Here is a 7806-nt window from a genome sequence, read left to right on the forward strand (position 1 = left end):
ATATGGTGATCTACTACGCCGCGCTGAAGGCGATCCCGTCGGACCTCGCCGAGGCCGCGCGGATGGACGGCGCCTCGCCCTGGCAATTTGCCCGGCTGATCCAGCTGCCGCTGCTGTGGCCGGCGATCCTGGTCACCATTATCTTTTCGATCAACGGCACACTGCAGCTGTTCAATGAGCCGTACTTGATGCGCGCGCTCGCCAGTAACACCATCAATTCGAGCTACACGCCGAACCTCTATGCCTATTCTCTGGCGACTAAGAACCAGCAGTATGGCTATGCGGCCGCCGTTTCGTTCGTGCTTGGCATCGTGATCGCCGGTGCCTCCTACATCTTCACCCTGATCGCCAACCGCCGTCGGCCGGAGCAATGATGACTGCGACCACCGACATCGCCACTTTCGAAGCTGCCAGGCGCCGGCCCGGCGAAAGGCGGCGCTCGCGGATCATGCTCACGCTGCTGCTGTCACTGTTCCTCCTCTACAGCTTCATGCCGCTGGTCTATCTGGTCCTATCGGCAACGAAGACGAATGGCGACCTGTTCACCACGTTCGGCTTCGGCTTCGGCACCGAGTTCAACCTCTGGCAGAATCTGAGCGATCTTCTGGCGCGCGACAACGGCGTCTTCCTGCGCTGGATGTTCAACAGCCTACTCTATTCGACCGTCGCCGGGCTCGGTGCCGCGATCTTGGCTACCGCGGCAGGCTATGCGTTAGCCAAATTCAAATTCGTCGGCCGCAATCTGCTGTTTGCGCTGGTCTTGGGCGCTGTGATGATCCCGCAGACGGCCCTCGTCGTGCCGACCTTCCTGCTGCTGGCGCTTTCGGGACTCAGCGACAATCCGCTGGGCGTGATCCTGCCCTCGATGATCTCGCCGATCGGCGTCTATCTGATGCGCGTCTATATCGAGCAGGGCGTCGACGACGAACTGCTCGACGCAGCGCGTCTCGATGGCGCCGGCGAGTTCGTGATCTTCCGCGCCATCGTGCTGCGGCTGGTGGCGCCGGGTATGGTGACCGTGGCGCTGCTCTCGTTCGTCGGGACCTGGAACAATTACTTCCTGCCGCTGATCGTGCTGCGCACACCGGAGTATCAGCCGATCACGGTGGGCCTTGCGACCTGGTATCAGCTCGCGCAACAGGGCGGTGGCGGCGGACAGGTGCTGTTCTCGATCATCATCACCGGCGCGCTGGTCAGCATCATCCCGGTCATCGTGGTGTTCCTGCTGCTGCAGCGGTTCTGGCAGGGCGGCCTCACCGCCGGCGCCATCAAATAGAACTATCGCCTGGAGTTTTCCGACTATGACGACTGCCTCGAAATCCGCCCCGCTCTCTGTCTGGCGGCCGATCGCGACCGACACTTTCCTCGTCGGTACCCCGCATTACCCGGAGCATGTCGATGAGAGCTATTGGCAACGCGACGCCGACCGCATGGCAGCCGCGGGCTTCAACGCGGTGCGACTTGCGGAATTCGCCTGGCATATCTTCGAGCCGCATGAGGGGACGTTCGACTTCGATTTGTTCGACCGCGCCATACATGGGCTGGGCAAGGCTGGCATCAAGACCATCATGTGCACGCCGACGGCGACGCCGCCGCGCTGGCTGACGGCGCGTTATCCCGAAGTGTTGCGCGTCGATGCCAATGGCCGCGCCATGTGCCATGGCTCGCGCCAGCATGCCAATCTTGCGAGCGGCGTGTTCCGCGAGCATTCAAAGCGCATCACTCAAGCGATGGCCGAGCATTATCGCGGCAATTCGCACATCATCGGCTGGCAGACGGACAATGAGTTCAATACCTCTGGATCGCTGTCCTACGGTCCGGTGACTCTGGCCGAGTTCCAGGCCTTCCTCAAGGACAAGTACAAGACCATCGCCGCGCTCAACGATGCGTGGGGCGGGCATTTCTGGGCCACCGCCTACGACGATTTCGATCAAGTGGTGCTGCCCCTCGACTACGCTCCTGCCCCGGTCGGGCCGACCCATGTGGTCGACTATCACCGCTTCCTCGCCTTCGTCACGGCGCGGTTCCAGCACGATCAGGTGCTGATCCTGCGCGCCACCAATCCAGACTGGTTCGTCTTCCACAATTTGGGCCGGATCGACGACATTGACTTCCGCGGCGAGTTCTCGACCGATCTCGATTTTCTCGGCTTCGACATCTACCCGCATCTCGATGACGAGATGCAGCGGGTCGGAAGCGTCGGCGAGGCGCAGGCGCTGCGTCTCGATCTCTGCCGCGGCTTCACCGGCAATTTCATCGTGCCCGAGCAGCAATCGGGCTTCGGTGCGCAGCCGAACTTCTCGACGCTGACGCCCGAACCCGGCGAGATGCGCCGCATGGCCTATACGTCAGTGGCGCGGGGCGCCGATGGCGTGATGTTCTTCCGCTGGCGGCCGGCGCATTTCGGTGCCGAGATCTATTGGATGGGCATCATCGATCACGACGACATCCCTCGGCGGCGCTATGACGAGGCCAAGCAGTTTGCGGGTGAGGTCACGGCGCTCAAGGACAAGATCCTCGGCACGCATGTGCGCATGGATTTGGGCATCGCCGGATCAGATTTCGACAATCAGGAGATGCACCGCTCCTGCCCTATCGGCATGCCGAGCCCCCAGGACGATGCGACGCTGCTGCACCGCTATTGCTACCGCCACAACATCGCCTGCGGCTTCATCCATCCCGAGGATGATCTCAGCAAGCTCAAGGCGCTCTACGTGCCGCATTGGCTGAAATGGACCGATGCGTGGACGGCGCGGATCGAGGGCTTCGCCAAGGCGGGTGGAACGGTAATCCTGGGCGGCCGCACCGGATCACGCGACGTCAACAACCACGTCATCCGCGACACCTCACCGGGTAAGAGGCTCTCGGCGCTGGCCGGGATCACGGTCGAGGAGTTCGGGTTGCTGACGCCGATCGGCGGCGAGGGCCTGTTCGAGCATGGCGGCCGCTTCGGCGCCAACACGGTGCGTAAGAAGCTGCCGGCGACGTCGGCGAGCCGCCAATACGAGCTCAAGATCGGGAATGCGCAGGTGACGGCGGCGCATCTTTATGAGCTGCTTAACGTCGCGCCCGGCACGGAGGTTATCGGCAGCTGGGCCAGCCGCTTCGCCGAGGGCCAAGCCGCGATGACTTCGCGCAAAGTCGGCAAGGGCAATGTGATCTACCTCGGCACGTACCTCAGCGATGCTCTGGTCGAGGTGCTGGCCGATCAGGTGCTGGCGCCCGCCGGTATCGTCCCGCTCGTCGCCGACATGCCGGCCGGCGTCGAGGCGACGATCCGCGAAAGCAAGGACCGCCGCCTGCTGTTCATCCTCAACACGCTGGGCGAACTGGCAAGCATAGGCAATGTCCCCGCGGGCAAGGATCTGCTCGGCGATGGCAAAGTACGCGGCGGTAAGCTGTCGCTCCCGGCCTATGGCTGCAGCATCATCGAACTCGACTAGGGATGCTGTCGCGAGGCCTTGGGCAACGCTCAATAACTTCTGTCCCGGTGATCTTAGATTGGCAGCAATGTCCACTCTAGGCGTCTTTGTGCCGCCAGGTCCCACGACTTTCGGTGCGACCATCACGAACACGCTCCTTTCGATCGTCGCAGGCAACGGCTGGCGCTGTGGACCCGTGTCCGCTTGGGCCAAACCCGGACATCATGTCGCCCAAGCCGAACGACGGCTTTGAGGACCGGTGAATTTGATCTCAACAGCCGACAAGGCGCAAAGCGGTCATGTGCGCTTCTACTGAAGAGAGCCCGCTTTGGGACCCAATGCGGATACCGAAATCTCATGTGAACCTCGCGCCGAAAGCAAACTTACAGGCAACGGCTGCGAATGGCCCTGTCAATCATGGTGGAAGACCTCCACCATGCGTGCCCACCACTCGCCTTCGCCGCGGGTCTCGAGCGGCTCCTGCATGGGATCGCAGATCGTCCACCATTTCTGTATCGCCGGGTCTTGCGCCATCACGGCGGCATCGGCGGCGAAATCGTTGCCGTGATACTCCCAGTAAGCGAAGAGGATGTTCTCGGGCTCGCGGAGGAAAATCGAGTAATTGCGAATGTTGGCTCTCGTGATGGCGGCAAGGACATCCGGCCACACGGCCGCATGCAGTTCCCGGTAGGCCGGGATCACGGCGGGCTTCAGTCCAATGCACAAACCCATTCGCTGCATGGTCGCTTCCTCAATAGGTGGTCCGGCCACCCGAAAGGTCGAAGACCGAAGCCGTCGTGAAAGAGTTATCCTTCGAGACGAGCCAGGCCACCATGGCGGCGGCTTCTTCAACTTCCAGGAAGCGCCCGCGGGGAATGCGCACCAGCATGTAGTCAATGAACTCTTTCGTGAGTGTTTCCAAGATCCGGGTATTGGCCGTTGCGGGGGTGATGGCATTCACGGCGATGTCGTATTTGGCCAGTTCCTTGCCCAGTGACTTGGTGAGCCCCAGCACGCCGGCCTTGGCGGCAGAGTAAGCCGACAAGCTCGGATTGCCTTCTTTTCCGGCCACCGACGAGATGTTGACGATGCGGCCATAATTCCGCGCCTTCATCGACGGGATCACCACCTTGTTGACGTAGAAGGTGCCGTTGAGATTGATCTCGACGACCTTGCGCCATTCGTCGGGATCATAATCCTCGACGGTCGCATTCTTGCCGGCGATGCCGGCAGAGTTGACGAGGATCGACACCGGACCGACCTCGTTCTCGACTTCGGTATGGACGCGCGACAGGCCGGCGAGATCGGTGATATCGATCTGTTTGGCCGAGGCGCCTTCGCCGAGCGCGCCGACCGCCAAGCCGAGCGCGCCGCTGTTGTTGTCCCACAAGCTTACCTTCGCGCCGGACTTGATCAGACGCAGGGCGATGGCGAAGCCAATGCCCTGCGCCCCGCCGGTCACCACGGCGGTCTGGCCGTTCAAGTCGATATTGTTCAAGGTTTCATTCCTTCATGAGATTGAGTCGGCCGCGATCTCGAGCGTGTTGCGGAGTGAAGTTGCCAAATGTTCACGCATGCATTGCGCCGCATGCGGGGCGTCTCCGGTCTGCATCGCCTCCAGGATCAGCCGGTGCTGGCGGATCGTCACCGCACCCAGACCGGGTTCGGGTATGGCGAGATGCCGGCCGCGATCCATCTGCGCCTTGGAAATGTCGACGGCGCGCCACAGCATATGCAGTCCGTTCACCTCGGCGATCATGCGATGGAAGGTGTCGTCCAACCGGATCGCCTCGGCAAAATGACGACGCCCTATGGCGAGTTCGTGCGCGGCGATGTTGTCGGCGAATGCTTCGGCGGCCGTCGTGGTCAAGCGACCTGCCGCGCGTGAGGTGCTTTCCGCTTCCAGCGCCGTGCGAATCACGTAGGCTTCCTCGAGCGCCCTGCGGCTGATCGGCGCGATGAATGTGCCGTTCTGGGCAAAGACGTCGATCAGACCCTCGTCGCTGATGCGTTTCAGCGCCTCGCGCACGGGCGTGCGCGACACGCTGAGCCGCGCTGCGAGCGTCGCCTCGATGACAGCTTCTCCCGGCCGCATGCGGCCGCTGACGATCAGCCCGCGCACGACTTGGTAAACCTGTTCGCTCAACGCGACACCGCGTTTCAGGCGTATGGCTTCGATATCCAACTTTTGGCATCCGGTGCGAGAACGAGTCCAATGCGCCTTGTCCGGACCCCTGGTGGAAAGTCGAGGCGGGAAGTGTCCGCCTCGACTTGGGTCATTGTGAGCCCGTTACTTGGCGATGCAGGTATCTGCAGTCTCGGGCGTGCACACATCAAGGCCGGTATTAGGTCGGGTCCTGCGGAGCGGGCTTGCCATCCTTGATGTCCTTCAGCGCCATCATCGTCTTGTAGGCCATTTCGAAGGGCCCGCTGGCCGACCTGGCCTTGCGAAAGCCCCTCCTTCATCTGGTCGATCTGGGTCGGCAGCGTGTCCGCGTAGACGACGGCGAGTTCCTTCTTGGCGATCTTGTCCTTGAATGGCGCATCACCGAAACGCCTTGGGATTTGAGGCGCCGGATCAGTTCTAGCACTTCGGCGACCTGGCGCACCGAAATGGCCGCGGTCGGTTCGTCCATCAGCACCAGCTTGGCTCTGGAAAGACGCGTACTAGCGATCGCCACCGCCTGGCGCTGACCGCCCGACATCTTCCGAACCAGATCGCGCGGGCGGGTTTCTGACTTGAGTTCAGCAAACAGCGCCGCCGATCGGTCGATCATCGCTTGCTTGTCGAGGATGCGAAATGGCCAGAAACCCTTCTTGATCTCCCGCCCAAGGAACACGTTCTGCGCGGCCGTCAAGTTGTCGGCCAAGGCAAGGTCCTGGTAGACTACTTCGATGCCCTGGGCCCGCGCCTCGATGGGCTTGTGGAAATCGCAAACCTGATCGTCGACGAGCACCTTACCGTCGTTTGGCGGGAAGTTGCCGGCGATCAGTTTGACCATTGTCGACTTGCCGGCGCCGTTGTCGCCCATCAGGCCCACAACCTCGCCCGACTCCACAGTAAAGCTGACATCCGTCAGGGCGCGGATTGCCCCGAAACTCTTCGAAACGCCACGGACTTCCAGAAGTGACACTTTTCTCTCCCTTCCCCGTGCGAGCCGAAATCGGTCCGAACGGCCTGTTTATCCGCGCTCTGACGGCTGCGGTTTACGCGACGACCCTTAGCCGACACCTTCCAGATTGACCGGCGCTGCAACCTCCTCGATGGTCGCCCACCGCCGCGACCGGGCGGACCGCAGCACCGCGTCCACCACGGCGTCGGCCGCAAGGCCATCTCGAAAGTTGGGCACAACCTTCTCTCCAGTGCGAAGGCCGCTAAGGAAGTCGGCGACCTGATGTACGAATGTGTGTTCGTAACCGATCTGGAGGCCCGGCACCCACCAGGCCTTCATGTATGGATGGTCGCTGTCGGACACGTGAATAGTGCGCCAGCCGCGAAGGGCGGCTTCGTCATGGTGGCTGAAGTACTGAAGCCGGTGCAGGTCGTGCAAATCCCATGCGATCGAGCCGTGTTCGCCGTTCACTTCCAGCGTAAAAAGCGCCTTGTGGCCGCGCGCGAAGCGGGTCGCCTCGAAACTTGCGAGCGAGCCGTTGGCAAACCGGGCAAGGAAAAGGCCGGCGTCCTCCGCCGTGACGGCTTCGCGCTTGCCGCTCAGCGCATGCATGCGTTCACGGATGAAAACCTCGGTCATGCCGCACACCTCGGCAAACGGCCCGACGAGCCAAAGTGCCGCATCGATACAGTGGGCAAGCAGATCGCCCGTGACGCCGCTCCCTGAGCGGCTGGCGTCGAGCCGCCACGTACCCGGCCCGCCTTGTGGCAGATCCGCCGACATGGTCCAGTCCTGCAGGAACTTGAAGCGGCTGTGGAAGATCTGGCCGAGCCGCCCTTCCTCGACCATCTGCTTGGCCAGCGCCAGCGCGGGCACCCGCCGGTAATTATACCAGACCATATTGGCGACGCCCGCACGCTCCACCACCTCGACCATGCGCCGCGCCTCGGCGAGCGTGGTTCCGAGCGGTTTTTCGCACGCCACCATCTTACCGGCTTTCGCGGCGGCCATCGCTATCTCGGCATGGGTGTCATTCGGACTGGCGATGTCGATAAGATCGATGTCGTCGCGCTCGACCAGTTTGCGCCAATCCGTCACATGCGAGCCGAAACCCCATTGGGCGGCAAAATCCCGGGCCTTGGCTTCGTCGCGTGAGCAGACCGCCACCAATTCCGCGCCCGCTTCCTCGGGAAAAAAGCGCCGCACCTGATGATAGGCATTAGAATGGGTAYGGCCCATGAAGCCGGTGCCAACGAGCCCAACCCTCAAGC

General features: G+C 62.2%; 8 protein-coding genes. 3 read left to right on the plus strand and 5 right to left on the minus strand.

The features are described from left to right. The 3 genes from ACXJ7R_RS19300 to ACXJ7R_RS19310 form a co-directional block, all read left to right on the plus strand. Positions 1–374 (plus strand): carbohydrate ABC transporter permease (locus tag ACXJ7R_RS19300; RefSeq protein WP_457153238.1); only part of this gene is annotated, 374 nt, incomplete at its 5' end. Further along, positions 374–1276: a carbohydrate ABC transporter permease gene (locus ACXJ7R_RS19305; RefSeq protein ID WP_457153239.1), complete on the plus strand. Its 903-nt coding sequence runs from the start codon at positions 374–376 to the stop codon at positions 1274–1276. The genes ACXJ7R_RS19300 and ACXJ7R_RS19305, both read left to right, overlap by 1 nt. Positions 1277–1301: 25 nt before the next feature. After that, positions 1302–3443 carry a beta-galactosidase gene (locus ACXJ7R_RS19310; RefSeq protein WP_457153240.1) on the plus strand — a complete coding sequence of 714 codons (2142 nt, stop codon included), beginning with the start codon at positions 1302–1304 and terminating at the stop codon, positions 3441–3443. A 390-nt stretch (positions 3444–3833) separates the two neighbouring features. On the opposite strand, the gene ACXJ7R_RS19315 is transcribed toward ACXJ7R_RS19310, so the two are convergent. The 5 genes from ACXJ7R_RS19315 to ACXJ7R_RS19335 all read right to left on the minus strand — a co-directional run bounded on the left by ACXJ7R_RS19315 (position 3834) and on the right by ACXJ7R_RS19335 (position 7804). After that, positions 3834–4163, minus strand: a complete 330-nt coding sequence (locus tag ACXJ7R_RS19315) for an L-rhamnose mutarotase (RefSeq protein WP_457153241.1) — start codon at positions 4161–4163, stop codon at positions 3834–3836. 10 nt (positions 4164–4173) lie between these two features. Next, positions 4174–4920, minus strand: coding sequence for an SDR family NAD(P)-dependent oxidoreductase (locus ACXJ7R_RS19320; protein ID WP_457153242.1), 747 nt, complete (start codon positions 4918–4920; stop codon positions 4174–4176). Positions 4921–4932: 12 nt separating this feature from the next. Next, positions 4933–5607 carry a GntR family transcriptional regulator gene (locus tag ACXJ7R_RS19325; protein ID WP_457153243.1) on the minus strand — a complete coding sequence of 225 codons (675 nt, stop codon included), beginning with the start codon at positions 5605–5607 and terminating at the stop codon, positions 4933–4935. 277 nt (positions 5608–5884) lie between these two features. Continuing rightward, positions 5885–6556 carry an ATP-binding cassette domain-containing protein gene (locus ACXJ7R_RS19330; RefSeq protein WP_457153244.1) on the minus strand — a complete coding sequence of 224 codons (672 nt, stop codon included), beginning with the start codon at positions 6554–6556 and terminating at the stop codon, positions 5885–5887. Between the two features lie 87 nt (positions 6557–6643). Beyond that, the gene (locus ACXJ7R_RS19335; protein WP_457153245.1) at positions 6644–7804 is read right to left on the minus strand and encodes a Gfo/Idh/MocA family protein; all 1161 of its coding nucleotides are present in this window, start codon (positions 7802–7804) and stop codon (positions 6644–6646) included. Between the last annotated feature and the right edge of the window lie 2 nt (positions 7805–7806).

Source organism: Mesorhizobium sp. P5_C1 (assembly GCF_054049815.1).